The sequence below is a fragment of the Stenotrophomonas sp. STEN018 genome, from assembly GCF_056760235.1.
The window spans coordinates 15505-42306 of record NZ_JBRREK010000040.1 but is presented as its reverse complement, the minus strand read 5'-3'; the positions used below and the strand labels follow the sequence as shown (position 1 = coordinate 42306).

The window sequence follows — 26802 nt, the reverse complement described above, 5'->3', positions numbered from 1 at the left end:
TGGCCCCCCCGCGGTTTTCCCCTGGCTGTGCTTTTTTTGTTGTTTTTGCCCTTAAACGGCGCCCGCCCCCCCCCCCGGGGGGGGCCCCGCTTTGGTTTCGGCGTTGTGCTGCGCGCCGCAGCGCGCAACTCCGTTCTCGGGCACGACTGCAGCGCATGGGCTCAGCGATTGGCCTGCTCCGATGCAGGCTCTTCCAAGCCGGAACTCACGCGCTTACCGATGTCTTTCAGCCGGGCCAGCTGGTCAACCATTGTTGGCCCGTCATCCAGACTGGTAACGAAGGTCCAGAGGTAGGTCATTACCGCATAGACATGACCTGGGGTGACGTCAGTAGTCGTGGCCAGTTGCATCATTGTCAGCGCGAACAAGGCCGCAGCGGCGGTCCCAACAACAAGGAAGGCGCCGGCTTCTCGATCAGACAGCCAGATGCGCAAGCGGGAAAGAACGGTGTAGTGGCGAAGCAGGGTCCCTGCGTTGACCCGCTCCACCATCCGGATCTCATGCTCCAGCCGGTCATTCAGACGTCCATGCAAGTGCTCGTTGCGGCGGGCGTAGCGGGGAAGAACCGTCATTCCCAGCAGCAGCACCGACAGGGCGGCGATGCCGACCCACGGCTCGATCACCAGCAGCATGATTGCTGCACCCACCATCGATACCAACGCGGTGGTGATGATCGGCACGTGCTTCTCGAAGAAGTCGACAAATTCCCGGGCCAGCACGACCCGCGCGGCCACCGTGGAGGTTGCCTGCATCTGCTGCCGCTGCGCCAGCACTACGCCGACCGCCAAATCCGCGTAGATCCGGGTGAATACGCGGGTGTCCATCGCTCGGCGCGCCGCGCCTATCAGCCAGAAGGACAGCACCACGCCCGCGTACCAGATGGCCTTGTACACATCGCCCTTGATGATCGAGTCCACGGCGAAACCGGCGAATAGCGGGTAGGCGAGCAGAAGCGCGTTCTCCGCCGCGACGAGCGAGAGCGTCAGGCTGATCTGGCCCGGATAGGCCTTTGCCAGAGCAACCAGAGTGCTTGCTGCAGTCTGCTGCCCGATCTGGGTGGCGGGAGCTGACAGCGACCCTGAAGATGGAATGCGTTTCATGTCGAGATGTAGAATTGAGCGGTCGCTCAATTCTACTTGAGCGACCGCTCAAACGCTTGAGCCGATATGCTTTCCATTCAGTTCTGCCCAATAGGTGTCGTTTGGCCATTCCTTCCCGCCGAGATCAGATCATTGAAGCGGCATTGCATCTGTTTCGAACGAATGGCTTCGCCAATGTCTCGACTCGAGATATATCAAGCCACGCGGGCATTTCCCGCAGCCACATCTATCACTACTTCGCCGACTGGAACGAGCTCCGTCGCGAAGCATTTGCTCGCTTCGCAACCGATCAGCTTGAGCAGGTGAAGGTAGCGGTCGAACACCTGGCACCGGACGAAGCACTCGCTTTCTTTCTAAGCGACTGTTTGCCGGCGACCGATGATGACTCCTGGGTGTTGTGGCTCGATGCCTGGGATGAGGCCATGCATGACGCCAAGCTGTCGGCAACCTATCTGGCTGTGAACCAGCAATGGCAGGACCTTTTGGCCGGGATAGTGCAGCGCGGCGTGGAAGCCGGCTGCTACCGGTGCGCGTCGCCAACGCGGGTAGCCCGGCAACTGTTCGCTCTGGCGATGGGCTATGCCAACGACCTGATGCTGCTGCAATCGGACGATGAGCGCTCAGCGATGGAAAGTGAGTTGGCCGAAGTTGCGCGATTGTTGCTCGGCACTGCAACGCCACGTGGTTGATTGAGGCCCTGAGCTCAGTCCCTCACGGGTTTGGCCAATGATTGGATGGGCGTTGTCGCAGGCTGCATGCGTAGCCCAAACAGGGGCCGCAGCGGGGCGCAGCGCCGGATCAGTTCATAAGCGCCAAGACACGCAGCAAACGTGACCACGATAAGGATGACGGCCTCGATGCCAGGATTCAGCTGCAGCGGCTTGAGGTTGTGTGCAAGAACCACAATCAGCGTCTGATGCAGGATGTACAGCGGGAATACCGCCAGGGTGAGATAGCGCAGGGCCGGACTGTCGGCCTCGCGCCAACGATAGGCAAAGCCCAGCAAGGCGGCGATCGCGCACCATTGGTCCACCGCCCAGACAACCCGAAGGGCAAGCCGCAATTCCAGCGGCGGCGGTTGCGCGTCGTTGTAGCCAGAAAAATACCAGACGTGGATGAGCACGGCGTAGCTGATTCCAGCCGCAACCAGTGACGGCCAGCGCAGGCGCTGCAGTGATTCCCAGAAGCGGGTGTTGAACGCGGCGAGGAAGCCGATCAGGAAGATGCTGGCGTACTGGGCATGGTTGTACCAGTCATCGGTCAGCGCGTGGGTCTGCTCGAAGCGGTTCACCAGCAGCAGGCGCGCTGCCGCCAGGATGACTACCGGGACAACCAGCGCGCCCCAGCTGTTCAGCGCGCTGCCGGTCCATTGGCGCAGGCGCTGCAGTGTGGACGCGGGCAGCAGCCGCCACAACAACCAGGCCAGAACGGTATAGCTCCACAGATAGGGCAAGAACCAGAGGTGGTTCCAGGTCGGGACGCGCAGGCAGCCATCGCTGTCACAGAAGCCCTGGTAACCGCTGAGATACTTGCCGTAGAACGCCCAGTAGGACTCGCTGTATCCGCCTGGTAGCTGCTCGACCACCTGGTAGTAGGCCTGCGGTGGCACGATCACCGCCATCCCGAACAGCAACGGCAGCAGCAACTGCCATGAGCGGCGGCGCAGCAGGCCGGCAGGTTGGCGCTCGAACATGAAGGCGGTGGCGACGCCGGAGATCAGGAACAGCAGCGACATCCGCCAGGGCGAAGTCAGCAGCATGAAAGGCTCCGGTGCGATGCTCGCGGCCGGGCTTTTGACGTGCCAGTCCCAGCTCACGTAGTACATGCCGACGTGGTAGATCACCAACAGACCAAAGGCGATTACCCGCAGCCAATCCAGATCGTGGCGCCTGTGCATTGCGTGTCCAGCGGATGGAGAAGGTCGTCACTAAAGCCTGGGATGCGCATCCCGTAGGGCCGGAAGGGCCGACCTGCGGGCGCCAAGGGACGAGTGGTGGCGATCAGGGGACGGCCAGCGAGGGCTGCGGAGGCTACGCCGTCTAGAATGCGCTGATGAACCAAGCCGCATCGCCGACCTTGTTGAATCGCTCCATGCCCTGGCGGCATAGCATGGAGCTGCTGTTCTGGTTGCTGCTGGTGTTGATCAACTGTAGTGGCAATGCGATCACCACCTGGATGGATGCCAACCGGTCCGGTGCACCCTCCATGGAGTGGTGGGAACCCTGGGTCTGGGAATTCTCCAGTGGACTGGTCTGGTTGCTGTTGCTTGTGCCAGCCATCGTCTGGTTCAGCAGGCGCTGGCCGCTGCATCTGGACAACTGGCGGCGACGCCTGCCTTGGTACCTGCTGGCCAGTGTGCCGATCTCGCTGCTGCACGTGCTGGCCATGTTCGGGATCAGGATGCTCACCTATGCCGTGGTGGGAGAGCGCTATCAGGTCGGCGACTGGGTCGACGAGCTGCTCTACGAATACCTCAAGGACGTGCGCACCTATGCCGCCATCCTGTTCTGCATCGATGGTTACCGCTTTCTGCTTCGCCGTCTGCAAGGCGAGGCACAGTTGCTGGCCGAGCCTGATGAAGGGCCGCCGGTGGAGCCCATCGATCATCCGGAACGGCTGCTGGTACGCAAGCTGGGCCGGGACTTCCTGATCGCAACGGCCGATATCGAATGGGCGCAGGCCGCCGGCAACTACGTCAACCTGCATCTTCGCGGCCACGACTACCCGCTGCGGATCACCATGGCTGCGCTGGAACAGAAGCTTGATGCCGCGTGTTTCGTCCGGGTCCATCGCAGTTGGTTGATCAACCTGGCACATCTGGTGTCGATCGAGCCGCTGGAAGGCGGTGAGGCCCTGTTGCATATGGCCGATGGCAAACAGGTCGCTTGCAGTAGACGCTACCTGCCGGCGCTGAAGTCGAAGTTGAGCAGCACCACGGAAGATCCCGCCACGGTCTGAGCCCGCTAGGGGGTGGGGGCGGCGGGCCGAAGGGGAAACCCGGCACATTGCGAACAACAGGTGCCAGTCGAGCAAACAAGATGCAGGAGTCGGTTCTTGCAGGGTGATTAGCAGTATTGGCTTCAGTCACTGCGTGGGTCGCATACGGGCAGGAGGAAAAAGCAGCCATTACTGGACGCAGTCAGCCCAAGCCGGCAGCGGATACGACAGGCACCTAACCTGTATTCGAGCCGAGCCTGCTCCGCGGCTCGGCTTATCTCATTCGTTGCGAACGTCGGCTTCCGGCTAGTTGCCAGACTTCGTTTTGGTGATCAACCTCGTGTTGTTGGTCGCTGTGGACTGGTTCGCCAGGTGAACCTCGGTGGTACACAGAACCGTAAAGTGGCATCGCCGAGACCAACGATCCCTGCCTTTTTAGCGGCGCTGAAAGACGGCACAATGCTGCACGGAGCAAGGGGGGGCTTGGGTTCTATTGAGCAGGGCTGATTTGCGCTCGCGGCGCTTCTCGGAAAATCCGCTGACCCCGTTGTGGCTGTTGGTGCGTTTGATCTTCCAACCCTTGGACGGAGTGCTGCGATGAGCCTTGTTATCTGGCGGCGTTGTTGGATGGTAGGTCTGCTGTTGGGCGTGGCGGTGGCACCAGTAGCCGCGCAGCAGGGCAGGGAGCTGGCCCGGCCGCCGGTGCTGATTGCCGTTTCCAAGGACGAGCAGCCAATCGAGCTGCGACGGGCAAGCATTGACGGCGAGGTGCAGGCGGGAATCGCCCAGACCCGGATCGATCTGGTTTTCCATAACCCCAATCGGCGGGTGATGGAGGGCGAGCTGCAGTTCCCCTTGGCCGAAGGCCAGCAGATCAGCGGCTTCGCCTTGGACATCGATGGGCAATTACGGGACGCGGTGCCGGTGCCGAAGGAGCGTGGCCGACAGGTGTTCGAGGCTATCGTCCGGCAGGGCCAGGACCCAGCGTTGCTGGAGCAGACCGCTGGTAATCAGTTTCGTCTTCGCGTGTATCCGCTGCCAGCCGGCGGTAGCCGGCGGGTGCAGTTGACCATCCGTGAGGCGATGCCCTTGTCGGGTCTGGCGTGGCAGTGGCGCTTGCCGCTGCAGTTCGCATCCGCGGCAGCTGAAGTAAGCCTGCGCCTGCGCGCGCCGGGCGCTGACAAGCTGGGCCAAGCACCGTTCCGGCTGATGGCTGGTGGTTTGGAGTGGCAGGGCAGCGGCCGGCAATTGCCTGCACAGCTGCAGTGGCAGCTGCCCGTAAAGCCTCAGCCCTCGCTGCAGACGGCGCGCTACGACGGGCAACACTATCTATTGGCACAGCTGCCGGTAGCAGCGCCGGCTGCGCGCGGCTTGCCGTCAAAGGTCGGCCTGCTCTGGGATGCATCAGGCTCGGCGGGTAAACGTAACCGGGCACGCGAGTTTGCATTGCTGGATCGTTATTTCGCGGCGATGGGCGAGGGCAGCGTTGTACTGACGGTGCTGCGCGACAAGCCGGAAGCGGAGCGTCGTTTCAGTATCCGCAAGGGTGACTGGAGCGCGTTGCGTCGCGTGTTGGAGCAGACGCCGAACGATGGCGCGAGCGCCCTGGCGTCGTGGACGCCCAGGGCGGAACTCGGTGAGTACCTGCTGATCAGTGATGGCCTGTCCAACTGGGGCGCATCGACGCTACCGGCGTTGGCGGCGGATCAACGTCTGTTTGCAATCAATAGTGCTGCGGCCGGTTCCGATACCGCACGCCTGCGTGGCTGGAGCGAGGCGAACGGCGGCAGTCTGGTGCAGATCGAGTCTGACGACGTGAGCGCGGCGGCAAGTCGCTTGCTGGCCACGCCGACTACGGTGGAACTCGCACCGGCTCCCGGTCTGCACGATGTGGTGATCGATCGCCGCAGTCTGGAGCAGGGCTGGTTGTGGCTGTATGCACGCGCCGATGCTGCATCGGCCGAGCTGCGGTTGCGGATCAATGGTGACCAGTGGCAGGCGTTGAGCGTTGCGCCGGGTAACACCGATGGCGCGCTGATGGCCGGGCTGTGGGCGCAGGCACGCTTGCAGCAGTTGGCGGCCGACCCGCGCGGCAATCGCGAGGCGATGCAGTTGCTGTCGCAGCAGTTCGGCATGGTCAGTGAAGGCAGTTCGTTGCTTGTACTGGACACGATTGAGGACTACCTGCGCTACGCGATCCGGCCGCCGGCAGCGCTGCGGGCCGAATACGACCGCCGTTTTGCCCGTCAGGTTGCCGACCGTGAGGCCGCGCGCAAGACCCATCTTGATCAGGTGGCCGAGCAATGGCAGCAACGCCAGGCGTGGTGGGACAAGCGGTGGCCGAAGGACTCGCCGTTGAAGGTGGAACAAGCTGCAAAGTTGGCGCGACAGCGTGCAAGCGGAGCGCCCTCGCCGCCGGTATTGGCGATGGCACCGCCGCCTGCCCCCGCACCGGTTGCGGCAATGGTGGCCGAGTCGTCAAGCTTGGACAGGGTGGCGGTGACCGGCAGCAGGCGCGAGGCAGCGGCTGAGGTGGCTGCAGTTGCAGATGAGGCCAAGGTCAACTCCGGCGCGGTGCAGATCAAGCTGGCCGCATGGGAGCCGGATTCACCGTTCGCGCAGCGCCTGCGCAGAGCGCCGGCTAGTGAGTTGTACACGTGGTATCTGGACGAGCGTGAAGCCAATGCCGACAGCAGCGCGTTCTTTCTGGATGTTGCGGATATGTTGCGGACTGCCGGGCAACGCGAGCTGGCGCTGCGGGTGCTGTCCAATCTGGCGGAAATGGAGCTGGATAACCGGCATCTGCTGCGGGTGCTGGGTTATCGGCTGATGCAGGCCGGTGAGCCAGCGCTGGCGGTGCCGGTGTTCGAGCAGGTGCTGGCAATGGCCGATGATGAGCCGCAGAGTTTCCGCGATCTGGGCTTGGCGCTGGAGGCGGCAGGGCGGCCACAGCAGGCGGTTGATCCGCTGTATCAGGTTGTGCAGCGGGCATGGGATAGGCGCTTCGATGGCGTGGCGTTGATCGCATTGGACGAGCTGACCAATCTGATCGCACGCGGTGGCCCGGCACTGGATGCAAGGCAGGTTGATCCACGCCTGCGCAAGGCGATGCCGCTGGATCTGCGCGTTGTATTGGCGTGGGACGCGGACAACAGCGATATGGATCTGTGGGTGACCGACCCCAATGGTGAGCGCGCGTACTACGGCAATCGCTTGACCTATCAGGGTGGGCAGATGTCGCAGGATTTCACCGGCGGCTACGGGCCTGAGCAGTTCTCGTTGCGCGATGCCAAGCCCGGCATCTACAAGGTGGAGGCCAATTACTTTGGCAGTCGTCAGCAGCTGGTGACCGGTGCGGCTACTTTGATGCTGCGCTTGAGTACCCATTGGGGTACGCCAAAGCAGAAGGATCAGGCAGTGACCATGCGTTTGCAGGACGCCACCGATACCGTGCTCGTGGGTGAGTTCGAAGTGCGCTGAGGCTGTTGCTGTAGCCATCTGCTGTTTGTTTGTAGGAGCGGCGTAAGCCGCGAAGCTAGCAATGCATCGGCACGAGGGATTGACATTGCCAGCTTCGCGGCTTATGCCGCTCCTACAAAAAATCCGATGCCGGAGATCCGGCATCGGGGTTTTGCCAAGACTCGCTTACTTGCGACGTGCCAGCAGGCGGTAGCTGCCAGTGGCGTTCGGATCGAAGCTGTGTGCGAACACGATGTAGCGGCCGGCTTCCAGCTCGATTTCCAGATTCGGGTCCAGGCTGGAGTCGCTGTCATCCTGACGGGCGATTTCTTCGCCATTGCGCATCAGCGTGATCATGCCGTCCAGGCTGGAGCTGCCAGCCGTCATGCTGATTACGTACTTGCCCTTGCGCGGAATCTCGAGGGTGTACAGGTCGCGGTTGCCGGCGCGCAGCTGGCCCGAGACTTCGCGGCCGATCTTGAGCTCGGGACGGGTTGGGCCATCAGGCGCGGCCACGCTGCCGGTAGCCAGCTGGAACACGCCGCCACGGCTGTTCACCGAGCGCACCGATACGTTGTACTCGCCTGCGTCCAGCACCTGGCTGATGCGCGAATTGACTCCGCCGCCGCCATCATCGTCGCTCAGGGTGATATCGCCGCCCTGCAGGGTGAGCATGGTGTCCAGATCCTTGCCGCTGGCATCGAGCTGCACACGGCGACGCTCCGGCAGGTTCAATATGAAACTGCGGGTGTCGTCAGCACCGATGAAGCCGCTGACGGTGCCTTCGAGAGGCAGGCTGGTGCCGTCGTTGAAGACCAGGCCTTCAGGGAAATCAGCCTGCTCCACGCCCAGATAGAACGCGCCCGAAGCCTCGCCCAGGCCGCCGGCGGTCAGTGTGTAGCGGCCCGGCTGCAGCGGTGCGACCAAGCGTGCGTTGAGGTTGCTGCCGCCGTCATCGTCTTCCAGATTGAGGCCGTTGCCGCTCAGTTCCAGGCGCACGTCGAACTCGGTTGATTCAAGATCGATCGTGTACAGACCCGGCTTGTCGACCTGCAGGACGAAGGTCTTGTCGCCGCTACGCAGCCAATCGGTAACCCGGCGGCCTGCGGTAAGCGGCTTGCCGTCATAGGCAACGATGGGTTCGGCAGACAGCTGGAACGGGCCGAAGGCGCGCGCATCGGCGCCGCTGACGGCGACCAGGTACTGGCCCGCCTTGTCGGCGCGCATGCTCAGGCTGGCGCTGCCTTCGCGGCCAGCTTCGGTGCGGGACACCAGTACGTCGCGATTGAACACGGCCAGTGCGCCATTGAGTGCGCCTTCCAGCTTCAGCGTTACCGCCTGGCCGGCGCCCATCTGCAGCGAGAACAACTGGCTGCGGGTGCCGTCACTGTAATTGACCGGGCTGGAAGAGGTGATTTCGCCGGATACATCGCCGTTGATGGCGAGCGGGCGGGCCGGGCCGGCGGCATACACGGGGGCGTGCACGGCGGCGGCAATGGCAAGGGACAGCAGTCCGGCTGCAAGTCGCTTCACTTGAACTCCTTTAGGTGGGAAGCAGGGGTAGGTAAAAAACGGCCACGCTGCCTGCGGGGGCAGGCGGCGTGGCCGTGGGTCCATCAGGCCGGCTGGCGCAATGGGCGATGTGGCTTAGTGGATGACGGCGGCGGCTGCGTCGGCAGCGGCGCTGGCAGCCTCTTCAGCAGCATCCTTGCGGTTGCTGTTGGCCGGTGCGGCGACATCGCTACCGCCACCGAGGTCGGTGGTTTCCAGCTCGAACACGCCTTGCTGGCTGCCCAGACTGGTGACCGCAACGATGTAACGGCCTGCGCGCAGGTCCAGGGTCAATCGGGCATTGGTGCCGTTGCCGCCATCGTCGTTCTCTTCGTCAACCCCGGGGCCGGTGATGTGCAGCACCGAGTCGAAGCCATCGGCAATGGCGTCGAACTGGATCTGCTTGGGTGCATCGAGGGTAAGCACGAAGGTGCGGCGGCCGCGCGAATCCATCATCGACTGCGCGGTCTGGCCGATGGTCAGCGCGGTGCCGTCACGGGTGACCAGGCCATTTTCGGTCGGGGTCAGCTTGACGCTGAGCTTGAATGAGCCGGTATTGCCGTTCACCGAGGAGGCGGCAATGGTGTACTCGCCCGGCTCCAGGTAGGTGCGGATGCGGGCGTTGAGGTTGCCGCCGTTGTCATCGTCTTCCAGCTCCACGTTGCGACCGTTCAGGCGCAGGTAGGAGTCGAATGCGCTGGATTCCAGGGTGATGGCGTAAAGGCCGGCCTTGTCTACCTTGAGCTTGTACTCCTGCTTGTCGCCCATCAGCCAATCGGTTGCCTGGCTGTCGGCGCCCAGTGGCTTGCCGTCGTAGGGCACGACCTTGGCAGACTTGAGCTTGAACGGACCAAAGGCGTCGGCGCTGGCACTGTTGACCGCGACCAGATAAGTGCCGTCCTTGGGCGCGCGGAAGGCCAGGTTGACCGAGCTGGAGGAATCGCCGTCACTCATGCCCGAGGAGGAGGCATTGGCAATCATGTTCTGGCCGTCGAACACCGCCAGCTGGCCGCTGAGCGAGCCACCCAGCTCCAGAGAAACGGCTTCGCCGCTCTTCATGGTCACTTTGTAGCCTTGGTGGCGGCTGCCGTCGTTGTAGTTCAGGCTGCTGGACGAGGTGATTTCACCGGAGACCGTTTCCCCGACCGTCAGGTTCGGGGCCTTGTCAGCGCCGGTGGCGGCAATGCCGCCCAGCTTCTGGCAGGCGGTCAGCGCCAAGGTCATGGTGATTGCAGCAAACAGGCGAGCGTGTCTGGCGTTCAAGCTTAGGTCCTTCATGGTCAGAAATGTCTCCTTTTCCCGTCTTCGCGGGTCAGGGTACGATTCTAACGTTAAGTCGTGTCTATTCAGCGAGAAGGGCCTGCCTGTCTGAATAGCCAATGCCAGCCCCGGCTGGATGCTAGAATTGGCGGCTTGTCTGCCTTATTAGACCGACCATGATCGAACTCAATCCCATCCGCCAGCGAATCACCGATCTGACCGATCGCGTGCTATCGCTCAGGGGGTATCTTTGACTACGACGTCAAGAAAGAACGTCTCGAAGAAGTAACCCGCGAACTCGAAAACCCGGACATCTGGAACAACCCGGAGTACGCCCAGACCTTGGGCCGTGAACGCTCGATGCTGGACAAGACCGTCACCGGTATTGCCAACGTACTGGACGGCCTGTCCGAAGCCACTGAACTGCTTGAGCTTGCCGAAAGCGAGCAGGACGAAGATACCGCGCTGGCGGTGGTGGCTGACCTGAACAAGTTCCAGGCGCACATCGAGAAACTCGAGTTCCAGCGCATGTTCTCCGGCGAAATGGACAGCTGCAACGCGTTCGTCGACATCCAGGCCGGTGCCGGTGGTACCGAAGCCCAGGACTGGGCGGAAATCATGCTGCGCATGTACCTGCGCTGGTGTGAATCGCGTGGCTGGAAGACCGAGCTGATGGAAGTGTCCGGCGGCGACGTCGCTGGCATCAAATCGGCTACCTTCCGCGTCGAAGGCGAGTTCGCCTATGGCTGGCTGAAGACCGAGATCGGCGTGCACCGGCTGGTGCGCAAGTCGCCGTTCGACTCGGACAACCGCCGCCACACCAGCTTCACTTCGGTATTCGTGTCGCCGGAAGTCGATGACAACATCGAAATCGACATCAACCCGGCCGACCTGCGCACCGACGTGTACCGTTCCTCCGGTGCCGGTGGTCAGCACGTCAACAAGACAGAGTCGGCGGTGCGTATCACCCACATCCCGACCAATACCGTGGTGGCCTGCCAGATCGGCCGCAGCCAGCACCAGAACCGCGACACCGCGATGAAGATGCTGGCCGCCAAGCTCTATGAGCTGGAAGTGCAGAAGCGCAACACCGAGCGTGACGCGCTGGAAGCGACCAAGTCCGACATCGGCTGGGGCAGTCAGATCCGCAACTACGTGCTCGACCAGAGCCGTATCAAGGACCTGCGCACCGGCGTTGAACGTACCGACACGCAGAAGGTGCTGGACGGCGACCTTGATGAATTCATCGAGGCCAGCCTCAAGTCCGGCCTGCAGGCCGGCGCCAAGCGCATCGACGCTTGATCCGGAATGGCCCTGCACGGGCCATTCCCTTGTTGTACGGTGCGGTTTCACCAGTCGGTGGCCGCGCCTGGTTATCCCCCCCAAATAGAAATCAAAGCCATGACCGAACAGACCCCTGAAACGCAGCAGCTCCCCGTCGACGAGAACAGCCTCATCGCCGAGCGCCGCGCGAAACTCACGGCGCTGCGCGGGCAGGGCATCGCCTACCCGAACGACTTCCGTCGCGAAGACTTCGCCGGCAAGCTGCAGGACGAATACTCCGACGCCGAGGTGTGGACCAGCGAGGCGCTGGAAGCCACCGGCCGCACGGTGAAGATGGCCGGCCGTTTGATGGCCAAGCGCATCATGGGCAAGGCCAGCTTCGCGCAGATCCAGGACGAGAGCGGCCGTATCCAGCTGTTCCTGCAGGCCACCGCACTGGGCGATATCTATGCCGCGTTCAAGGGCTGGGACGTGGGCGACATCATCGCCGTCGAAGGCGGCCTGACCCGCACCAAGACCGGCGAACTGTCGGTCAAGGCGACCAGCATCCGCCTGCTGACCAAGTCACTGCGCCCGCTGCCGGACAAGTGGCATGGCTTGGCCGACGTTGAACAGCGCTACCGCCAGCGTTACGTCGATCTGATCGTCACCCCGGAATCGCGCGACGTCTTCATCAAGCGCTCCAAGATCATCCGCGCCATGCGCGCATGGCTGGACAACCGCGACTTCCTCGAAGTCGAAACGCCGATGATGCATTACATCCCCGGCGGCGCGACGGCCAAACCGTTCACCACCCACCACAACGCGCTGGATATGCAGCTGTACCTGCGCGTCGCACCGGAGTTGTACCTCAAGCGTCTGGTGGTTGGCGGCCTTGAGCGTGTCTACGAAATCAACCGCAACTTCCGCAACGAAGGCGTCAGCACCCGCCACAACCCGGAATTCACCATGATGGAGCTGTACGAGGCCTATGCCACGTACAACGAAGTGATGGACCTGACCGAAGGCGTGATCCGCGATGTCGCGCAGAGCGTGCTCGGCACCACCGTGGTGGAATGGGATGGCGTGCAGATCGATCTGGCCCCGGCCTTCCGTCGCTGGCGCATGGATGAAGCCGTGCGTCACCACAACCCGGAAATCACCGCCGCCGACTGCACCGATCGTGATGCGTTGCTGCGCCATTGCGAGCGCCTGAAGATCCGCGTCAAGCCGAGCTACGGCTGGGGCAAGCTGCTGCTGGAGATCTTCGAAGCCACGGTCGAACACACCTTGATCCAGCCGACCTTCATCACCGATCACCCGGTCGAAGTGTCGCCGCTGGCCCGCGCCAGCGACAACGACGCCGGTTACACCGACCGCTTCGAGCTGTTCGTCAACGGCAAGGAGCTGGCCAATGGCTTCTCCGAGTTGAACGACCCGGAAGACCAGGCCGCACGTTTCCAGGCCCAGGTGGAAGCCAAGGATGGTGGCGATGACGAGGCCATGCATTACGACGCCGACTACATCCGTGCGCTGGAATACGGCATGGCACCGACCGGTGGCCTGGGCATCGGCATCGATCGCCTGGTGATGATGCTGACCGGCCGCGCCTCGATCCGTGACGTGCTGTTGTTCCCGTACATGCGCCCGGAAGCCTGATCCAGCACGATCCGGCTGCAGCCGAAAGAACAAAGGCCTTCCCGTAACCGGGAAGGCCTTTCTGTTTTTGCAATGTAGTGCCGAGCCATGCTCGGCAGGGGCCTTACCAGCGAAAAGCAGCCCTCTCCCCAACCCCTCTCCCGCAAGCGGGAGAGGGATATGTAGTGCCGAGCCATTCTCGGCAGGGGCGTTACCAGCGAAAAGCCGCCCTCACCCCAACCCCTCTCCCGCAAGCGGGAGAGGGGCATGTAGTGCCGAGCCATGCTCGGCAGAGGCCTTCCCAATAACGCCTCAGCCCAGCACAGCCCGCACGCCCAGATTGATCAGCATGCCGCCAGCCAACAACCACATGAACAACAACAATGCCAACAACATCGGCTTGGCACCAGCCTGACGCAGCGCCGAAGCATGCGTTGTCAGGCCCAGCGCAGCCATCGCCATCGCCAGCAACACGGTGTCCAGATCCACCAATACCTTCACCAGCTCAACCGGCAGCAGTTGCAGCGAGTTGAAACCGACCATGGCGATGAAGCCAAACGCAAACCACGGAATGGTGATCTTCGAGCGTTCTCCGTTGGCGCGGCTCTGGCCACGGGCCAGCAAAGCAGACAGACCGACCAGAAACGGTGCCAGCATCATCACCCGCACCATCTTGGTGATGACCGCAGCATCGGCGGCAGGCTCACTGACCGCGCGGCCAGCAGCCACCACCTGAGCGACCTCGTGCACGGTGGAACCGGTAAACACGCCGAATGCAGTTTCATCCAGCGGCATCCAACCCGCCGACACGCCCCACTGATACAGCAGCGGGTACAGGAACATCGCCACGGTGCCGAATACCACCACTGTGGCCACGGCGACCGCAACCTGTTCGGCGCGGCCCTTGATCACCGGTTCGGCAGCCATCACCGCGGCGGCGCCACAGATCGAACTGCCAGCGCCGATCAACAGCGCCGAGTTGCGGTCCATGCCCAGCAACCTGGTGCCCAGCCACCAGGCCAGGCCGAAGGTCGAGCACAGCACCAGCGCATCGATCGCCACGCCAGCAACGCCAACCTGGCCGATATCCTGCAGGGTCAGCCGCAGGCCATACAGAATGATGCCGGCGCGTAGCAGGGTGGCCTTGGAGAACCCAACGCCAGCATCGGCGCGGGTCGCCAGGCTGCGGTAGACCGTATTACCCAGCACGATGCCGATGACGATGGCCAGGGTCAACGCGCTGATGCCGTGGTTCTGCATCCACGGCAGGGTACCCAGCCAGATCGACAGGCCGGCAACTGCGGCCGTCAGCAGCAGGCCGGGGAGGCGGGAAAGGGGCATCGAGGTAAGCCCTTGGGTCGAGGTGTTCATAACGTTGGGTTATTAGAAGATAGCCCATGCTGCACCCAAGGTTATTACCTGTAAAACGGATAATATTGGTTGAATCAACCGATTTTGGAGATAGGTCGTGCATCTTTCCCTACGCCAGTTGCAGATCTTCTCCGGCATCGCCGAAGCCGGTACGACCACGGCGGCGGGTGAGTTGCTGGGCCTGTCACAGTCAGCGGTAAGTGCCGCTCTGGTTGAACTGGAAGGCCTGCTCGGGCTGGCTTTGTTCGACCGGATTGGCCGCCGACTGGTGCTCAACGGGCATGGCCGGGCTCTGCTGCCGCAGGCGCGCGCCTTGCTTGCGGGTATGACCGATATCGAGCGTCGGTTCCGTGCCGATAGCCAGACTGGCGCCGCCGTGCGTTGGCAGGTGGGTGCCAGTACCACCATCGGCAACTACCTGATGCCGGCGCGGATCGCGGACCTGCAGGCCTCCAATCCGCATGCCCATGTTGAGCTGGTGATCGGCAATACCCGCGAGGTCACCACCGCCGTGCAGCGGCTGGAGGTGGATGTCGGCTTGATTGAAGGGCCCAGCCACGAGCCGGGGCTGGAAGTGGCGCTGTGGCAGCAGGACGAACTGGTGGTGGTGTTCGGTGAGCGCCATCCGCTTGCGGTGCAGTTCGGCAAAGGCGCCGATCTGGCGATGCTGCGGCAGGCGCGCTGGCTGCTGCGCGAGCCCGGTTCAGGTACCCGTGAGGCCGCCGAGCAGGCTTTGTTGCCGCATCTGCATGGGTTTGCCGAGGTGTTGCAGCTCGGCGGCACCGAGGCGATCAAGCAGGGCGCGGTCGCTGGGCTCGGCCTGGCCTGCCTGTCGCGGCATGCGGTGGCCGATCTGGTGACGTTGGGCAAGCTGCAGGTGCTGGCGACGCCGTTGCCGCCGTTGCTGCGTCAACTCTGGGCGGTGCGCCATCCCGGCAAGCGAATTCCAGCCAGCCTGCGCCAGTTGCTGGGCCTGCCGGCGGATGTGTTTAGCGACGATTGAGCGCGGCTGCCACCATAGCCCGTACAATACGCCCATGCCTTTGATTACCTTGCAGAACGTCGACTACAGCGTCGGCGGCCCGTTGTTGCTGGAAAAAGCCGAACTGTCGATCGAGACTGGCGAGCGTATCGCCTTGATCGGCCGCAACGGCGCCGGCAAATCCACTCTCATGAAGCTGATGGCTGGCGAGCTCAAGCCCGATGACGGCGAGGTGCGCGTGCAGCAGGGCGTGCGCGTCACCCGACTCGAGCAGGAAGTGCCGCACGGCGCTGCCGGCAGCGTGTTCGACGTGGTCGCCGATGGCCTCGGCGAGCTCGGCCACTGGCTGGCAGAGTTCCATCGACTGAGCCACGCCGAGGTCTTCGATGGTGAGGCCATGGGCAATGTGCAGGCCAAGATCGATGCCGCCGATGGCTGGGGTCTGGACCAGCGCGTCGAGGAAACCCTGACCAAGCTCGACCTGGATGGCGACGCCGAATTCGGCCGTCTGTCCGGTGGCATGAAGCGCCGCGTATTGCTGGCGCGTGCGCTGGTCGCCGGCCCGGACGTGCTGCTGCTCGATGAGCCGACCAACCATCTGGATATCGAAGCCATTGATTGGCTGGAATCCTTCCTCAAGGGCTGGAATGGCTGTGTGGTGTTCGTCACCCATGACCGCCGCTTCCTGCGTGCGCTGGCTACCCGCATCGTCGAAATCGATCGTGGCCAGGTAACCAGCTGGCCGGGCGACTGGGAAAACTACGAGCGCCGCCGCGAAGAGCGCCTCAATGCACAGGCCCAGGAAAATGCCCGCTTCGATAAGCTGCTGGCACAGGAAGAAGTGTGGATCCGGCAGGGCATCAAGGCCCGCCGTACCCGCGATGAAGGCCGCGTGCGCCGGCTCAAGGCGATGCGCAACGAGCGCGTGCAGCGCCGTGAGTTGAGCGGCAACGTCAAGCTGGAGGCCTCCGGTGCGGAGAACTCCGGCAAGAAGGTCATCGACATCAAGAACATCAACTTCGCCTTTGGCGAGCGGGTGATGATCAAGGATTTCGAAACCGTCATCCTGCGTGGCGACCGCATTGGCCTGATCGGCCCCAACGGCAGCGGCAAGACCACCTTGCTGAAACTGCTGCTGGGCGAACTGCAGCCGGACAGTGGCGAAGTGCGTCAAGGCACCAACCTGCAGATCGCATACTTCGACCAGTACCGCGCCACCCTGCGCGAAGATTGGAGTGCGATCGAGAACGTCGCCGAAGGCGCGGACTTCATCGACATCAATGGCAAGCGCAAGCACGTGCATGCCTACCTGCAGGACTTCCTGTTCACCCCGGAACGCGCGCGTGCGCCGATCACCCGTTTGTCCGGTGGTGAGCGCAACCGCCTGCTATTGGCCAAGCTGTTCGCACAGCCGTCCAACCTGCTGGTAATGGATGAACCGACCAACGACCTGGACGTGGAAACCCTGGAGCTGCTGGAAGAGCTGCTGGGTGACTACACCGGTACCTTGTTGTTGGTCAGCCATGACCGTGACTTCCTCGATAACGTGGTGACCTCCACGTTGGTGCTGGAAGGCGAGGGCAAGGTGGGCGATTACATCGGCGGCTACAGCGACTCGCTGCGCCAGCGTCCAGCACCTACGCAGACCGCGATGGCGGTGGCCAAGGCCTCGGTGACGGCGGCACCTGCTGCTGCGCCTGCAGCTCCGGTGGCTGATGCCGCGCCCAAGCGCAAGCTGAGCTTCAAGGACGCGCGCGAGCTGGAGCAGCTGCCGGCCAAGATCGAACAGCTGGAGCTGGACGTGGAAGGCTTGACCGCGGCGATGAACGATCCGTCGTTCTATACGCGTACCAGTGCCGAAGTCACTGCACACACGCAGAAGCTGACCAAGGTGCAGGCCGAGCTGGATGCCGCCTACGCACGTTGGCAGGAACTGGACGCCTGAGCCGGTTCTGACGGTCTGCGTGTTGCTTCACCTGCCGTCCTCAGTGAGGACGGCAGGATGGTGTCCATGGATGCTGCGAGGCGATGATGAAAAGACCGTTTGAGGTTGAGCGTATCGATCATGTGGTGTTCCGGGTCCGCGACCTGGAGCGCAGCATTGCTTTCTATTCAACGGTGCTGGGCTGCGAGGTGGTGCGACGGCGCGACCATCTCGGCCTGGCGCATCTGCGTGCCGGCGCGTCGATGATCGACCTGATCAGTCTGGATGGTAGCTTGGGTGCGCGCGGTGGCGTCGGGCCGGGGCCGGAAGCGCGCAACGTTGATCATCTGTGCCTGCGCGTCGAGCCTTTCGATGAAGTGGGCTTGGTTGCGTATCTCTCCCTGCACGGCGCAACGCCGTTGGCGGCAGCCGAGGTGAACTTCGGTGCTGAAGGGGATGGGTTGTCGTTGTACTTCAAGGACCCGGATGGCAACACCATCGAGTTGAAGGGGCCGGTTTCGGCGGACGTGCGCTGACGATCTGCTCCCTCCCATGCGCCGTAGGCGGAGGGGAGGGCTGGGGAGGGGTGCTTTGAGTTGTTGATCTGCTGGTTTTGCGGCTTGCAGCTGCAGCGCTGATGGGGTGCGGGGAAAGCTTCTGCCGAGCATGGCTCGGCACTACGCGCTTCTCTTTCCGCGTGCGTTATTCCTCTTCGTTGGCGGCTTCTTCTTCGCCACCACCCGGCAGTTCCATAAAGGCCCAGAACGCCACGTTGTTCTCGGCCCAGCTGGCCGAGGCCTCTGACAGCACGTCCAGCAAGGTATCGAAGTCAGCCGGGCTGCCTTGGCGCAGGTCGTTGGCATCGCTGAACAACAAGGCATAGCCGTTGGCCGGCAGCCAGGACAGGTCACGCAAGCCATCGGACAGCGCATCCCAGTTGCGGCTCCAGCCGGTCGGGAAGTCGAGCTGCGTGCCAAGCCGCATCAACAAGGTGCGCTTGTCGGCGCAGCCTTCCAGATCGATGCGGCACACGCGCAGCCCGGCATCGCGCGCTACCGCCGCCAGACCGCCGAGGTCGCCGTCGCCAACACCGTAGACGCCGGCCTGGCTGACGTCTTCCAGTCCCATGTCGAAACCGCTGTCACTCATGGCGTACTCCGGGCGGGGACTTCGAAGCTGCGGAAGCTTTCGTAATGGTCGTCGGTGTAATACCAGGCATCCGGCGGATCGCCGCCGGTGACGATGCGCTTGGCACCACGATGGCTCAGCCCAGGTGTATCCACGGTGTATTCGCGGTAGTAACCGCGCGGCCGCTGCGGCAACTGGCGTTCGCGGTTGCCGAAGGTGCTGCCGTCCTGGCGATGCGGGTACGGTCCGCCGCGCTGGATCAGGCCGATGGTCTCGCGTGCCTCTGGCGGCAAGAAGGCTGGTAGCGGATCGCGTGGTGTCGCTGCGCGGGTTTGCGCTTCTGCTGCAGCTTGCGAGTTGCTTCCAGTACCGATGTCCGCACCCAACGAGGGCGCGAACTGTGGCGGCGGTGGTTGCTGCGCAACGCGCATACCCCACAGGCCGGCAACCAGCAGGACTACGGCTATAACCAGAAGGTAGGGCTTGCGCATCAGGACAGGCGATCAATCGAGGACAGGAGAATGATTATCACGCCGTCAGCCGGTTTTTGTTGAACGGGCGATTGATGCGTGCTGCCTGCAGGTTGGTTCACAGGCCGCTAACAATGACAGCGCACAGCCTTGAAATCGTGTCGATTCCGATTGCGGGACAAAGTTTCCTTTACATCGGTCTTGGTAAGTTGGCCGTTCCTGCCTACCATTCACTGCTGTATCTGCATCGCCCGGGTTTTCCGGGCACAGACCCCAGGCATATACCCAAGGAGATTTGTGATGGCCTATACCCTGCCCAAGCTGCCTTACGCTTACGACGCGCTGGAACCGTACATGGATGCGGCCACGGTCGAGATCCATTACTCCAAGCACCACCAGACCTACGTCAACAACCTCAACGCGCTGGTCGAAGGCACCGAATACGCCGGCCTGCCGATCGATGAGCTGCTGCGCAAGGTCAAGACCCTGCCGGAAAACCTGCAGCAGGGCGTGCGCAACCAGGGCGGCGGCCATGGCAACCATTCGCTGTTCTGGGACGTGATCGGCCCGAACGCCGGTGGCACCCCGAGCGGCGCGCTGGCCAAGGCCATCGACGAGCAGCTGGGTGGCTTCGACAAGTTCAAGGAAGCCTTCACCAAGGCTGCACTGACCCAGTTCGGCTCTGGCTGGGCGTGGCTGAGCGTCACCGCCGACAAGAAGCTGCTGGTGGAAAAGAGCTCCAACCAGGAAAGCCCGCTGATGGAAGGCCGTACCCCGGTGCTGACCATCGATGTGTGGGAGCACGCCTACTACCTCAAGTTCCAGAACCGCCGCGCCGAGTTCATCGAAACCTTCTACAGCCTGATCAATTGGAAGGAAGTCGAGCGTCGCTACCAGGAAGCCATTGCCTGAGTGCAGTGACTTGAGGCGAAGGCCGCGATGGCCGCCGCTGTTGCAAAGGCCGGGCATTGCCCGGCCTTTGTTGTTTCAGGGCGGCTCGACCGCAGCGTGACCCCGTTTGTGGGAGCGGCGTAAGCCGCGAAGCTGACGTTGCTGAGACCCTCGGCAGCTGTGCTATCTGATGATGTATCTGCTTCGCGGCTTACGCCGCTCCCACAAATACCTGTCGGCAGGATGCCGCTTCAGGGCTGCTCAGCGTCAACGCTCGCGGGAATCCGGGTAACACGCAGCGTCGCCATCATGCCCAGCGGCTCGGTTGCTGGCTGCGTGTCGCTGGCAGGCAGCTGAATCGCCTGCTGGGTGATATCGGCAAAACTGCGTACCTGGTACAGCACGTCCATGCCGTGCTGCGCATCGGCTGACAGGCGGGCCTCGCCATGGCGGGTGGATGGATTCCTGCGCGCCGGCTGGTAGCCCGGCAGCTGCCGTACCAGTTCCTCGGTGGGCGCGGCAAACTCGCCGATGATCAGTGACGGCAGGCCGTCGGCGGTGGCGTCCATCCATGAGCGCAGATCAGCGGCCTGATGGCCGCGTGCGACCGGGCTGTTATCGCTGGGGCACATGCTGGCGGCGTAGATGTTCAGTTGCGCCTGTTGCAGTTGCAGGCGCTGCATGCCGGCGGCGGTAGGTGCGGTGTCACCATGCAGCAGGGTGATGCCGTCCTGTTGTGCGCTGAGGCGGGTCAGCACCGCATTGCCACGGCGTAGCGGCTGGCTGGGGCGGTCGGCGCTGATGAAGTCGCAGCTGTATCTGAGGCGGGTACCCAGCCAGCAGGCCGGGTTGGGGGTATTGGCCTGCTGACGCACGCCCTGTACCACGATCACGTCCGGTCGCAGCTCATCCATCAGCGCGGCGATCCGCTCGCGCTGGCCGCTCCAGATCTCGCCACTATCGGGGAGACGCAGGTTGGCTACCTTGATGACCGGCAGCACCGGCTCGGCCATGACGCCAAATGACAGGACCAGCAGTCCAAAACAACCCCAGCGCAGCATTGCAACGCCTCGAAATGAGGGACTGTCATCCTAATGCCTCCCGCGTAGAAGGGGCGTGCAGGTGCACGTACTAAGGTTTTGCTGGTGTAGGCGGTAGGTGTTTTGCCTGGCCGAACCGGTCTAGCTGGCGGCGTGATGCGTTACGCTTGCAACCTTTGTATTCACGGATCGCCCGCAGATGACGACCAACGACGTGGCAGCAGCCCCGGACCCCAAGGCAAAGATGCCGCGCCAGATCGGCTACATCATCGGCAATGAGGCGTGCGAACGTTTCAGCTTCTACGGGATGCGCAACATCCTGGTGCAGTTCCTGATCACCTCGCTGCTGTTGCAGGAGATCACCGCCGAGGGCCGTGCCGGCGAAGCCAAGGACATCATGCACAGCTTCATGATCGGCGTGTATTTCTTCCCGCTGCTCGGTGGTTGGCTGGCTGACCGTTTCTTCGGTAAGTACCACACCATTCTGTGGTTCAGCCTGATCTACTGCGTCGGCCATCTGTGCCTGGCTTTGTTCGAGGGTAGCCGTGAGGGCTTCTTCCTGGGCTTGGGGTTGATCGCGTTGGGTGCCGGTGGCATCAAGCCGCTGGTGGCTTCGTTCATGGGCGACCAGTTCGACCAGGGCAACAAGCACCTGGCCAAGATCGTGTTTGACGCCTTCTACTGGATCATCAATTTCGGCTCGCTGTTCGCCTCGCTGCTGATCCCGCTGGCGCTGAAGAACCTTGGCCCGCAGTGGGCGTTTGGCATCCCCGGCATCCTGATGTTCGTCGCCACCTTCGTGTTCTGGCTGGGCCGTAAGCGCTATGTGCTGGTGCCGCTGCCGCCCAAGGACCCGCATTCTTTTGCCAACGTGATCCGTACCGCGCTGCTGGCGCAGGCGCCTGGCCAAGGCCGTATGGGTCTGGTGGTGGCGGTGCTGGGCGTGCTGCTGGCGCTGGCTTCGTTCGCGTTGGTGCCCAGCCTGGGCATCGTGATCTGCCTGTGTCTGGCGCTGGTCTCGGTGCTGGCCGGTATTGGCGGCGGCACCATGCTGCAGCTGGACCGCGCCCGCGGCGTGCACCCGGAGGCTGCTGTCGAAGGCGTGCGCTCCGTGATGAAGGTGCTGGTGATCTTCGCGCTGACCACGCCGTTCTTCTCGCTTTTCGACCAGAAAGCCTCGACCTGGGTGCTGCAAGGCCAGCAGATGAGCATGCCCAGCTGGTTCACCGCCTCGCAGATGCAGGCGCTCAACCCGCTGCTGGTGATGATCCTGATCCCGTTCAACAACCTGGTGCTGTACCCGGCGCTGCGTCGTTTCGGCTTCGAGCCGACCGCGCTGCGACGGATGACCGCCGGTATCGCTTTCAGTGGCCTGGCCTGGATCGTGGTGGGTGGCATCCAGGTGGTCATGGACGGCGGCGATGCGATGTCGATCTTCTGGCAGGTGCTGCCGTATGCGCTGCTGACCTTCGGTGAAGTGCTGGTCTCGGCAACCGGTCTGGAGTTTGCCTACAGCCAGGCACCGGCATCGATGAAGGGCGTGGTGATGAGCTTCTGGAACCTGACCACCACCATCGGTAACCTGTGGGTGCTGCTGTCCAACGCAGCGGTGCGCAACCATGCGGTGACTGATCGTATTGCCAGCACCGGCTTGAGCGAGACGGCGTTCCTGATGTTCTTCTTTGCCGGCTTTGCGTTTATTGCGGCACTGGCATTCGGCATCTACGCGCGCCGTTACAAGATGGTCGACAACTACCGGGCGGTTTGAACATGCAAGGACCGATAACCCTGATCCTGATCGCCGTCACCGCGCTGGTGTCGTGGATGGCGTTCAACAACCGCAAGCTGGCTGACCGGCTGATCCTGTGGCCGCCGGCGATCGACAAGCACAAGCAGTACGACCGGCTGGTGACCTACGGGTTCATCCACGCCGATTTTGGCCATCTGTTGTTCAATATGGTGACCCTGTACTTCTTCGGCCGCTCGATCGAAGTCATCATGCTCGGCATCACCGGGCAGTGGTGGGTCTACCCGCTGTTCTATCTGGCGGCGCTGGTGGTGTCGATCCTGCCGACCTATCTGAAGAACCAGAAGAATCCGAACTATCTGAGCCTGGGTGCTTCAGGGGCGGTGTCGGCGGTGTTGTTCGCCTACATCCTGATCGCGCCGTGGAAGTTGATCCTGATCATGTTCATCCCGGCGCCGGCCATTCTGTACGCCGTGTTCTATGTCGGCTACAGCATCTGGATGGACAAAAAGGGCAAGGACAACGTCAATCACAGCGCCCACCTGGCCGGTGCCGCGTTCGGTGTGATGTTCATGCTGATCATGGAACCGGAGCTGCTGCAGCACTTCCTGCAGAGCCTGATGAATCCAACTTTCCGCTTCTGATCGGCGGGGGGGGGGAGCCGGGGCAATGTTTGCCCATCAGGCCTGGGGCCGCGCGCATTGTGTCGTCGCGGCCCTGCTTCGTTTACGGCAGCTGCGCCGTGGGCGTGCCGCGCGTCAACGCTTGGAGCTGGTTCAAGCGGCGTAGCTGTCGAGCAGGCGCGAATAGACTTCGCTATCGATCTTCTTGAATTCCCAGCCGCTGGTGTCGCCGGCAACAGCCAGCTGGAACAGGCCTTCCAGCAGGGTGGAGTCATGGTCGTTGGACGGGATCTGCATCGTGCGGTCGTTGTCGAACATGGGACACCTCGGCTGCTGTCTGTTGTTTGCAGATGTACACAGCAAAACCCGTGCCAGCTTTTGAGACGCAGTCCATGCTGTGATTGCGGTGGCGCTGACGGCGCCGATGTCGGAAAGTGACGTAAAGCGGCGCTTCTGACTAATCGGCCGCGTCATCACGCCGCTTTCATCGAATCCACCGCGTTCCGCAGGAGTAGCCATGAGCTTGAACACGCCGTCAGTCCCGGACATCGAACATGATGCAGCCGCAAGCCGGTTCCAGACCCTGGTCGATGGCCAGCGCGCCGTACTGGATTACGAGCTGGACGATGGGGTCATGGTCATCACCCATACCGGGGTGCCCGAGGCCATCGGCGGCCGCGGCATTGCCGCAGCATTGACCCGCTTCGCGCTGGAGCATGCGCGTGCAGTTGGCTGGAAGGTGATACCGGCCTGCGCCTATGCCGCGACTTTCATGCAACGGCATGGCGAATACGCGGACCTGCTGGGATAATTCCGCTGGCATGGCCAAGCCCGACCGGGCGGCCGCACAAAATCCAAGGGATGACAGGGCATGAACAGGTTGGTACGGGGATCGTCTGCTGCAGCGGTATTGCTGTTGGCATTGGCTGGTTGCAAGCAGGATGAGCAAGGTGCGCCAGGCGCACCGGCCGCGGAACCGGTGCAGGCACCGGTTGCGGTCGCTCCTGCGGCAGCCGATCTGCGCGATGTGATTGAAAACACCCCTAGCTACGTCATTGGTATCAGCTACCCGCCGGCTGCCGCCAAGTACCCGGGCCTGGCCAATGCGTTGAGTGACTATGCCGGCCACGCCAAGGCCGACCTGTTGAAGTCGGTTGCCGAGCTCGGCAACGACAAGCCGACCGCACCGTATGAACTGTCACTGGCCTTCGACATGCTGGTGGAATCGCCTGCGGTGGTCGCTGTTTCCGCCGATGGCAGCAGCTATACCGGTGGCGCCCACGGCCAGCCGCTGGTGGCCCGTTTTGTATGGCTGCCCGAGCAGCAGCAGTTGCTCAAGGCTGAAGACCTGATCACCTCGGCCAAGGGCTGGCAGGCGATCAGTGATTTCACCGAGGACAAGCTGCTGGAGCAGGCTACGGTGCGTGCCCAGGGCGAGGACATGTCGCCGGAAGAGCAGCAGGCCCAGGTCCGCAACCTGTCCAAGATGATCGACGAAGGCACCACCGCCGACGCCACCAACTTCGGCCAGTTCCAGCCGGTGCTGGATGCGGCGGGCAAGATATCGGCGCTGCGTTTCGTGTTCCCGCCCTATCAGGTGGGGCCGTATTCGGATGGCACGCAGACGGTGGATGTGCCAGCGGCGGTGTTGTTGCCGCATGTGGCGGCGGCTTACCAGGGGTTGTTCGCACACCCCTGATACACAGGAGGTCAGTGATGGATGCAGGGCTGCAACGACGTGTGGAAGCACTGCTGCACGAGGCCGATATCACCCCGGGTGGTGATAGGGCGCAGGACCTGGACATCCTCGACCCGCGCTTTTATGCGCGGGTGCTGGCCGACGGCTCGCTCGGGCTGGGCGAGAGCTATATGGAAGGATGGTGGCAGGCGCATTCGCTGGATGGCCTGCTCACCCACCTGCTCGACGCGCGGCTTGATGAGCGCGTGCATGGCGGTGGCGAGGTCTGGGATGCGCTCAAGGCCAAGCTGTTCAACCTGCAGAGCGGGCAGGGCAGCTACGAGGTCGGCAAGCGTCATTACGACCTTGGCAACGATCTGTACCGGGCCATGCTCGGCAAGCGGCTGGTTTACAGCTGTGGGTACTGGCGCAATGCCGGCAATCTGGATGACGCACAGGAAGCCAAGCTCGAGCTGATCTGCCGCAAGCTTGGCCTGCAGCCGGGCATGCGCGTGCTGGATATCGGCTGTGGCTGGGGCGAGGCACTGAAGTTCGCGGCCGAGCGCTACGGTGTGCAGGGCGTGGGCGTGACCATCTCGCAGGAGCAGGCTGAGTTTGCCCGCGAATTGTGTGCCGGGTTGCCGGTGGAGGTACGCCTGCAGGATTATCGCGAGCTGGACGAGCACTTCGACGCCGTCTTCTCGGTGGGTATGTTCGAGCATGTCGGGGTCAAGAACTACCGCAGCTACTTCGAGGTTGCCCGGCGCTGTCTGGGCGAACAGGGCCTGTTCCTGCTGCACAGCATCGGCACCAACGTCAGCCGCGACCGCACCGACCCGTGGATCGCCAAATACATCTTCCCGAACTCCATGCTGCCTTCGGCCGCGCAGATCACCCATGCGATGGAAGGGCTGTTCGTGCTGGAGGACTGGCATAACTTCGGCACCGACTACGACCGCACCCTGCGTGCCTGGCGTGACAACGTCGAAGCAGCCTGGGAGCAGCTGGACGCGCGTTACGACGAGCGCTTTCGGCGCATGTGGCGCTTCTACCTGGCCGCCTCTATGGCGACCTTCCGCACCCGCCACTCGCAGCTGTGGCAATTGCTGTTGTCGCCGCGCGGGGTTCGGGAGGGTTATCTGGCGCCACGCTGAACATGGAACGCTGTAACCGCAAAACTGTTTTATAAGTTTATATTACACATGTGTATTATCTGCCTCATTCTTGGATGAGCCGGATAGCCCATGAGCAGCTTCGACGCGACCGAAACCCGGATTGATGCCACCTGCGCCCGCTGGCCCGGGTTTCCGCGTGAACCGGCGGTACTGGTGCGTCTGGTCAAGGGTATCTACAAGACGGTCCACGATCGCGCCAATGCAGTGCTGCGTGATTTCGATCTCAGTCACGCCGAATACAACATCCTGATGATGTTGTACGGCACGCCGGATCACCCGCTGACGCCGTCGGAACTGGCCGAAGCCGCCACCGAAAAGTCGGCCAACATCACCCGGCTCACCGATCAGCTGTGCAACAAGGGCCTGCTGGAGCGGATTCCCGACACCACTGACCGGCGCAAGTTGGGCCTGCACCTGACCGCGGCCGGTCTTGCCCGCATACAGAACCTGTTGCCGAAGATGGCGGAGCTGCTGGTCATGCAGGTGCAAGGCCTGGACGAGGGCGAGCAGCACCAGCTCGAGCGCCTGCTGAAAAAGATGCTGGACGGCATCGAGGCGGGCTGAA

At 62.8% G+C, this 26802-nt stretch carries 24 protein-coding genes; 15 read left to right on the top strand and 9 right to left on the bottom strand.

Annotation, left to right across the window (positions count from 1 at the left end; translation table 11 throughout):
• Nucleotides 1-161 precede the first annotated feature (161 nt).
• Nucleotides 162-1100, bottom strand: coding sequence for an ABC transporter six-transmembrane domain-containing protein (locus tag ACVOMB_RS15130; protein WP_481531932.1), 939 nt, complete (start codon nt 1098-1100; stop codon nt 162-164).
• Here ACVOMB_RS15130 and ACVOMB_RS15125 point away from each other — a divergent pair.
• The gene (locus tag ACVOMB_RS15125; RefSeq protein WP_481531931.1) at nt 1085-1789 is read left to right on the top strand and encodes a TetR/AcrR family transcriptional regulator; all 705 of its coding nucleotides are present in this window, start codon (nt 1085-1087) and stop codon (nt 1787-1789) included. The genes ACVOMB_RS15130 and ACVOMB_RS15125 overlap by 16 nt on opposite strands.
• 14 nt (nt 1790-1803) lie before the next feature.
• Here ACVOMB_RS15125 and ACVOMB_RS15120 read toward each other — a convergent pair whose 3' ends face one another.
• On the bottom strand, nt 1804-2997 hold the full coding sequence (locus ACVOMB_RS15120) for an acyltransferase family protein (RefSeq protein ID WP_481531930.1): 1194 nt from the start codon (nt 2995-2997) through the stop codon (nt 1804-1806).
• Nucleotides 2998-3152: 155 nt separating this feature from the next.
• On the opposite strand from ACVOMB_RS15120, the gene ACVOMB_RS15115 reads away from it, so the two are divergent.
• Nucleotides 3153-4058: a LytTR family DNA-binding domain-containing protein gene (locus ACVOMB_RS15115; RefSeq protein ID WP_481531929.1), complete on the top strand. Its 906-nt coding sequence runs from the start codon at nt 3153-3155 to the stop codon at nt 4056-4058.
• 576 nt (nt 4059-4634) lie between these two features.
• Nucleotides 4635-7517 carry a VIT domain-containing protein gene (locus ACVOMB_RS15110; RefSeq protein WP_481531928.1) on the top strand — a complete coding sequence of 961 codons (2883 nt, stop codon included), beginning with the start codon at nt 4635-4637 and terminating at the stop codon, nt 7515-7517.
• Nucleotides 7518-7682: 165 nt separating this feature from the next.
• Here the strand turns inward: ACVOMB_RS15110 and ACVOMB_RS15105 are convergent, their stop codons facing one another.
• Together ACVOMB_RS15105 and ACVOMB_RS15100 are read right to left on the bottom strand one after the other, a co-directional pair.
• Nucleotides 7683-9029, bottom strand: a complete 1347-nt coding sequence (locus tag ACVOMB_RS15105; RefSeq protein ID WP_481531927.1) for a hypothetical protein — start codon at nt 9027-9029, stop codon at nt 7683-7685.
• A gap of 114 nt (nt 9030-9143) precedes the next feature.
• Complete coding sequence (locus ACVOMB_RS15100) at nt 9144-10325, bottom strand: pre-peptidase C-terminal domain-containing protein (protein WP_481531926.1); 1182 nt, start codon at nt 10323-10325, stop codon at nt 9144-9146.
• A 158-nt stretch (nt 10326-10483) separates the two neighbouring features.
• Between ACVOMB_RS15100 and prfB the strand changes: the two genes are divergently transcribed.
• Nucleotides 10484-11609, top strand: a protein-coding gene (prfB, locus tag ACVOMB_RS15095) for a peptide chain release factor 2 (protein WP_481531925.1) whose coding sequence is annotated in 2 segments (ribosomal slippage) — nt 10484-10558 and nt 10560-11609 — 1125 coding nt in all. Because the reading frame shifts where the segments join, the coding sequence is not laid out codon by codon here.
• A 99-nt stretch (nt 11610-11708) separates the two neighbouring features.
• On the top strand, nt 11709-13229 hold the full coding sequence (gene lysS, locus ACVOMB_RS15090) for a lysine--tRNA ligase (RefSeq protein WP_481531924.1): 1521 nt from the start codon (nt 11709-11711) through the stop codon (nt 13227-13229).
• A 291-nt stretch (nt 13230-13520) separates the two neighbouring features.
• On the opposite strand, the gene ACVOMB_RS15085 is transcribed toward lysS, so the two are convergent.
• Nucleotides 13521-14549 carry a YeiH family protein gene (locus ACVOMB_RS15085; protein WP_481531923.1) on the bottom strand — a complete coding sequence of 343 codons (1029 nt, stop codon included), beginning with the start codon at nt 14547-14549 and terminating at the stop codon, nt 13521-13523.
• A gap of 127 nt (nt 14550-14676) precedes the next feature.
• Here ACVOMB_RS15085 and ACVOMB_RS15080 point away from each other — a divergent pair, with 127 nt between their 5' ends.
• The 3 genes from ACVOMB_RS15080 (at nt 14677) to ACVOMB_RS15070 (ending at nt 18021) form a co-directional block, all read left to right on the top strand.
• On the top strand, nt 14677-15582 hold the full coding sequence (locus ACVOMB_RS15080; protein WP_481531922.1) for a LysR family transcriptional regulator: 906 nt from the start codon (nt 14677-14679) through the stop codon (nt 15580-15582).
• A gap of 34 nt (nt 15583-15616) precedes the next feature.
• Nucleotides 15617-17506, top strand: coding sequence for an ATP-binding cassette domain-containing protein (locus tag ACVOMB_RS15075; protein ID WP_481531921.1), 1890 nt, complete (start codon nt 15617-15619; stop codon nt 17504-17506).
• An 86-nt stretch (nt 17507-17592) separates the two neighbouring features.
• Nucleotides 17593-18021 (top strand): VOC family protein, encoded by a 429-nt coding sequence (locus ACVOMB_RS15070; protein ID WP_481531920.1) that lies wholly within the window; start codon nt 17593-17595, stop codon nt 18019-18021.
• Between the two features lie 166 nt (nt 18022-18187).
• Here ACVOMB_RS15070 and ACVOMB_RS15065 read toward each other — a convergent pair whose 3' ends face one another.
• On the bottom strand, nt 18188-18634 hold the full coding sequence (locus tag ACVOMB_RS15065; RefSeq protein ID WP_481531919.1) for a barstar family protein: 447 nt from the start codon (nt 18632-18634) through the stop codon (nt 18188-18190).
• Nucleotides 18631-19104 carry a guanyl-specific ribonuclease gene (locus ACVOMB_RS15060; protein ID WP_481531918.1) on the bottom strand — a complete coding sequence of 158 codons (474 nt, stop codon included), beginning with the start codon at nt 19102-19104 and terminating at the stop codon, nt 18631-18633. The genes ACVOMB_RS15065 and ACVOMB_RS15060 overlap by 4 nt, the downstream gene beginning before the upstream one ends.
• 279 nt (nt 19105-19383) lie before the next feature.
• Here ACVOMB_RS15060 and ACVOMB_RS15055 point away from each other — a divergent pair, with 279 nt between their 5' ends.
• Nucleotides 19384-19995 carry a superoxide dismutase gene (locus ACVOMB_RS15055; RefSeq protein ID WP_481531917.1) on the top strand — a complete coding sequence of 204 codons (612 nt, stop codon included), beginning with the start codon at nt 19384-19386 and terminating at the stop codon, nt 19993-19995.
• Between the two features lie 230 nt (nt 19996-20225).
• Here the strand turns inward: ACVOMB_RS15055 and ACVOMB_RS15050 are convergent, their stop codons facing one another.
• Nucleotides 20226-21035, bottom strand: coding sequence for an endonuclease/exonuclease/phosphatase family protein (locus tag ACVOMB_RS15050; RefSeq protein WP_481531916.1), 810 nt, complete (start codon nt 21033-21035; stop codon nt 20226-20228).
• A 178-nt stretch (nt 21036-21213) separates the two neighbouring features.
• On the opposite strand from ACVOMB_RS15050, the gene ACVOMB_RS15045 reads away from it, so the two are divergent.
• Together ACVOMB_RS15045 and ACVOMB_RS15040 are read left to right on the top strand one after the other, a co-directional pair.
• A complete protein-coding gene (locus ACVOMB_RS15045; protein WP_481531915.1) occupies nt 21214-22782 on the top strand; it encodes a POT-type proton-dependent oligopeptide transporter in 1569 nt (522 codons plus the stop codon).
• Between the two features lie 2 nt (nt 22783-22784).
• Nucleotides 22785-23405, top strand: a complete 621-nt coding sequence (locus tag ACVOMB_RS15040; protein ID WP_481531914.1) for a rhomboid family intramembrane serine protease — start codon at nt 22785-22787, stop codon at nt 23403-23405.
• A 132-nt stretch (nt 23406-23537) separates the two neighbouring features.
• Here the strand turns inward: ACVOMB_RS15040 and ACVOMB_RS15035 are convergent, their stop codons facing one another.
• Complete coding sequence (locus ACVOMB_RS15035; RefSeq protein ID WP_481508433.1) at nt 23538-23702, bottom strand: hypothetical protein; 165 nt, start codon at nt 23700-23702, stop codon at nt 23538-23540.
• Nucleotides 23703-23901: 199 nt separating this feature from the next.
• Here ACVOMB_RS15035 and ACVOMB_RS15030 point away from each other — a divergent pair, with 199 nt between their 5' ends.
• The 4 genes from ACVOMB_RS15030 (at nt 23902) to ACVOMB_RS15015 (ending at nt 26801) form a co-directional block, all read left to right on the top strand.
• Nucleotides 23902-24195: a GNAT family N-acetyltransferase gene (locus ACVOMB_RS15030; RefSeq protein ID WP_481531913.1), complete on the top strand. Its 294-nt coding sequence runs from the start codon at nt 23902-23904 to the stop codon at nt 24193-24195.
• 60 nt (nt 24196-24255) lie between these two features.
• A complete protein-coding gene (locus tag ACVOMB_RS15025) occupies nt 24256-25083 on the top strand; it encodes a DUF3298 and DUF4163 domain-containing protein (RefSeq protein ID WP_481531912.1) in 828 nt (275 codons plus the stop codon).
• Nucleotides 25083-26216, top strand: coding sequence for a cyclopropane fatty acyl phospholipid synthase (gene cfa, locus ACVOMB_RS15020; RefSeq protein WP_481531933.1), 1134 nt, complete (start codon nt 25083-25085; stop codon nt 26214-26216). The genes ACVOMB_RS15025 and cfa overlap by 1 nt, the downstream gene beginning before the upstream one ends.
• Nucleotides 26217-26306: 90 nt before the next feature.
• A complete protein-coding gene (locus ACVOMB_RS15015) occupies nt 26307-26801 on the top strand; it encodes a MarR family winged helix-turn-helix transcriptional regulator (RefSeq protein ID WP_481531911.1) in 495 nt (164 codons plus the stop codon).
• Nucleotide 26802: the final 1 nt, after the last annotated feature.

What these genes read in the sequence shown, in the direction of transcription:
- ACVOMB_RS15065 (WP_481531919.1), bottom strand. Translation starts at nt 18,634, where the DNA reads ATGAGTGACAGCGGTTTCGACATGGGACTGGAAGACGTCAGCCAGGCC.
- ACVOMB_RS15085 (WP_481531923.1), bottom strand. Translation starts at nt 14,549, where the DNA reads ATGCCCCTTTCCCGCCTCCCCGGCCTGCTGCTGACGGCCGCAGTTGCC.
- ACVOMB_RS15115 (WP_481531929.1), top strand. Translation starts at nt 3,153, where the DNA reads ATGAACCAAGCCGCATCGCCGACCTTGTTGAATCGCTCCATGCCCTGG.
- ACVOMB_RS15055 (WP_481531917.1), top strand. Translation starts at nt 19,384, where the DNA reads ATGGCCTATACCCTGCCCAAGCTGCCTTACGCTTACGACGCGCTGGAA.
- ACVOMB_RS15030 (WP_481531913.1), top strand. Translation starts at nt 23,902, where the DNA reads ATGAGCTTGAACACGCCGTCAGTCCCGGACATCGAACATGATGCAGCC.
- ACVOMB_RS15045 (WP_481531915.1), top strand. Translation starts at nt 21,214, where the DNA reads ATGACGACCAACGACGTGGCAGCAGCCCCGGACCCCAAGGCAAAGATG.
- ACVOMB_RS15050 (WP_481531916.1), bottom strand. Translation starts at nt 21,035, where the DNA reads ATGCTGCGCTGGGGTTGTTTTGGACTGCTGGTCCTGTCATTTGGCGTC.
- ACVOMB_RS15060 (WP_481531918.1), bottom strand. Translation starts at nt 19,104, where the DNA reads ATGCGCAAGCCCTACCTTCTGGTTATAGCCGTAGTCCTGCTGGTTGCC.
- ACVOMB_RS15035 (WP_481508433.1), bottom strand. Translation starts at nt 23,702, where the DNA reads ATGTTCGACAACGACCGCACGATGCAGATCCCGTCCAACGACCATGAC.
- ACVOMB_RS15040 (WP_481531914.1), top strand. Translation starts at nt 22,785, where the DNA reads ATGCAAGGACCGATAACCCTGATCCTGATCGCCGTCACCGCGCTGGTG.
- ACVOMB_RS15130 (WP_481531932.1), bottom strand. Translation starts at nt 1,100, where the DNA reads ATGAAACGCATTCCATCTTCAGGGTCGCTGTCAGCTCCCGCCACCCAG.
- ACVOMB_RS15075 (WP_481531921.1), top strand. Translation starts at nt 15,617, where the DNA reads ATGCCTTTGATTACCTTGCAGAACGTCGACTACAGCGTCGGCGGCCCG.
- ACVOMB_RS15100 (WP_481531926.1), bottom strand. Translation starts at nt 10,325, where the DNA reads ATGAAGGACCTAAGCTTGAACGCCAGACACGCTCGCCTGTTTGCTGCA.
- ACVOMB_RS15025 (WP_481531912.1), top strand. Translation starts at nt 24,256, where the DNA reads ATGAACAGGTTGGTACGGGGATCGTCTGCTGCAGCGGTATTGCTGTTG.
- ACVOMB_RS15125 (WP_481531931.1), top strand. Translation starts at nt 1,085, where the DNA reads ATGGAATGCGTTTCATGTCGAGATGTAGAATTGAGCGGTCGCTCAATT.
- ACVOMB_RS15110 (WP_481531928.1), top strand. Translation starts at nt 4,635, where the DNA reads ATGAGCCTTGTTATCTGGCGGCGTTGTTGGATGGTAGGTCTGCTGTTG.
- ACVOMB_RS15120 (WP_481531930.1), bottom strand. Translation starts at nt 2,997, where the DNA reads ATGCACAGGCGCCACGATCTGGATTGGCTGCGGGTAATCGCCTTTGGT.
- ACVOMB_RS15015 (WP_481531911.1), top strand. Translation starts at nt 26,307, where the DNA reads ATGAGCAGCTTCGACGCGACCGAAACCCGGATTGATGCCACCTGCGCC.
- ACVOMB_RS15070 (WP_481531920.1), top strand. Translation starts at nt 17,593, where the DNA reads ATGAAAAGACCGTTTGAGGTTGAGCGTATCGATCATGTGGTGTTCCGG.
- lysS (WP_481531924.1), top strand. Translation starts at nt 11,709, where the DNA reads ATGACCGAACAGACCCCTGAAACGCAGCAGCTCCCCGTCGACGAGAAC.